The organism is Kitasatospora sp. NPDC057512 (genome assembly GCF_042802135.1).
Classification (GTDB): domain Bacteria; phylum Actinomycetota; class Actinomycetes; order Streptomycetales; family Streptomycetaceae; genus Kitasatospora.
Window position 1 is genome coordinate 1 of record NZ_JBHVET010001055.1, and the last position, 2,176, is coordinate 2,176.

General features: G+C 69.4%; 4 protein-coding genes. All 4 read left to right on the plus strand.

Annotation, left to right across the window (positions count from 1 at the left end; all coding sequences use genetic code 11):
- Window positions 1-189: hypothetical protein (locus ACFU6K_RS37490; protein WP_380670899.1), on the plus strand; the 189-nt coding region annotated here is incomplete at its 5' end.
- 28 nt (window positions 190-217) lie between these two features.
- Complete coding sequence (locus ACFU6K_RS37495) at window positions 218-1,015, plus strand: hypothetical protein (protein WP_380670901.1); 798 nt, start codon at window positions 218-220, stop codon at window positions 1,013-1,015.
- Between the two features lie 42 nt (window positions 1,016-1,057).
- On the plus strand, window positions 1,058-1,495 hold the full coding sequence (locus ACFU6K_RS37500; RefSeq protein ID WP_380670903.1) for a hypothetical protein: 438 nt from the start codon (window positions 1,058-1,060) through the stop codon (window positions 1,493-1,495).
- A gap of 68 nt (window positions 1,496-1,563) precedes the next feature.
- Window positions 1,564-2,118 carry a hypothetical protein gene (locus ACFU6K_RS37505; protein ID WP_380670905.1) on the plus strand — a complete coding sequence of 185 codons (555 nt, stop codon included), beginning with the start codon at window positions 1,564-1,566 and terminating at the stop codon, window positions 2,116-2,118.
- The last annotated feature ends 58 nt before the right edge of the window (window positions 2,119-2,176 follow it).

A 2,176-nucleotide genomic window follows, 5' to 3' on the forward strand; every position in this document is an offset into this window, starting at 1 on the left:
GGCGCGGACGGCGCCGCGCCCGCCGACCATCGGGTGGCGGCCGGCCAGCTGGACCTCAACGTCTGGTCCGGCGTGGTGCCGCCGTACCTGGTGCCCGGGGTGCCGTACCGGTACCGGCTGGAGCTCCAGATGTACGAGGGCGAGCACAGCGTGCTGCACATCGACTCGCCCGCACTGATGTGCCTGTAGGCGGAACACCGACAAGGAGGGTGGGCGCATGGCCCAACAACTGGCGATCATCGTGCTCGTGGACGTCGGCAACGCGCTGGAGTCCCGGACGCTGACCGGCAACACCTATCTGTTCGACAACATGAAGCTCCACGGCTCCCTGAACCAGGGCACCGGCGAGCTGGTCACCGCGATCAACGGCAGCTACTGGAGCGACGGCTCGCAGGCCGGCGAGCAGGTGCTCAACTGGCTGCCGTACAGCCTCGGTTCGATCCCCCCGACGGTGCCCCGCGGCTACCACACCACCCGGGCGCGGGCGGCCGAGAAGGAGGCGCTGGCGGAGCTGGCGAACCTGACCGAGAAGGCCGGGGTCGCGAACGGCGACACCGAGGCCGCGCTCACCCGGATCCGGCAGACCGTCGGCACCAGGGTCAACGGCGCCTCGCGCACCGCGGCCCTCTCCGGGCAGCGGGTCCTGGACGTCACCGGCCGGGTGGTCTCCGACCACGGCCAGGACACCCACAGCTACCCGGCGCCGGTGATCACCGACATCTTCGGCGAGGCGGTGGACGAGAAGATCATCTACCCGGCCGAGTACGGCTCCCCGGACCTGGTCACCGACGGCTGGTACTGGTCGGCGACGATCGACACCTCCCGGCCCGGGACGTACAGCTACAAGATGCGGATCCAGCTCCACGAGCTGGTCCAGCGGGCGGGCGGGTGGACCTGGGAGCCGGTCAACCTCACCTGCGAGTCGAAGCTCCGGATCAGCGCGGAGCCCAAGCGGAACGGCTTCACCGGAGCCGGCATGGGCTACCTGCCGATCGCCCCGGCCGCCTTCGGCTGAACCGCTGACCCAGGAAGTCCCCGTAAGGACGAGGAGGAGTAGATGACCACCAAGCCACGGCTGAAGACCACGCCGAAGCGCCCGATCTCGATCACCGCGGTGGTGGACTGCGTGGGCATGCTGGCGTCCCAGAGCACCCACGGCCACCTGTACCTGTACGACACCAACAAGGCCGGCGGGTCCGCCGACTTCGGCACCGAGGAGCTGCGGACCAAGGTCAAGGCCGGCGACCAGCTGCTCTGGAACGTGCTGGCGCTCGAGTGCGAGGCCTACGTGGCCATCGACGGGATCGAGATCGACCACGAGGTGTGCGAGCCGGTCCGGAAGGTGTACCCGGGCACCGACGTCGCCTACTGGACCGGGACGGTGAAGAAGGACGCGGCGTCCCCCGTGCCGTACCGGATCAGGTTCCGGCTGGGCACCCAGGTCGAGCCGATCATCACCACCGTGTCGCCCGTCCTGGTCGGCCGGGCCACCTGACCGCTCCGCGCAACGGACGGCTCCGGGCGGGTGGACCCGCCCGGAGCGGCGCGCTCGAAGGAGGAACCTTGACAACCACGGCAAGCAGCGCCACCGAGGGGAAGCAGAACCCCGGGCAGCTGAACTCGGTACAGCTCAACGTCGTCACGCTCGTGAACATGGAGCGGGCCACGGCCAACCGCTCGCTGGGCGACGCGATGTACATGATGGACAACAGCGTCGGCGGGTCCGGCCAGGGCACCCGGCAGCTGGAGACGGTCTGCAAGCAGGGCCAGGTGATCAACTGGATCATCCGCCCGCTCGACATGGAGCGGCGGCTGGACGGCACCTGGCCGCCCATGCCCAAGATCAACAACATCGTGGTCCTCGACACCGAGCTGGGTGACGAGGAGGACGTGGCCGAGCGGAAGCTCTTCACCGAGCTCAAGATCTACGGCATGCCCGACCGCATGCGCTCCCCGCTGACCCCGGTCTACTACTACTGGGCCGGCACCGTGCTCAGCACCGCCAAGCCCGGCCTGTACCGGTACCGGCTGGTCGTCGAGCTGGAGCAGGAGGGCACCAAGGAGAAGCTCTACCTCAACACGGTCGACCACCCCGCCCTGCGGGTCATCGAGGTCTGACCCCGGCCCGGCGCCGGTACGGCGAGAGCCCGGTGCCCCCGACCATCACGGTCGGGGC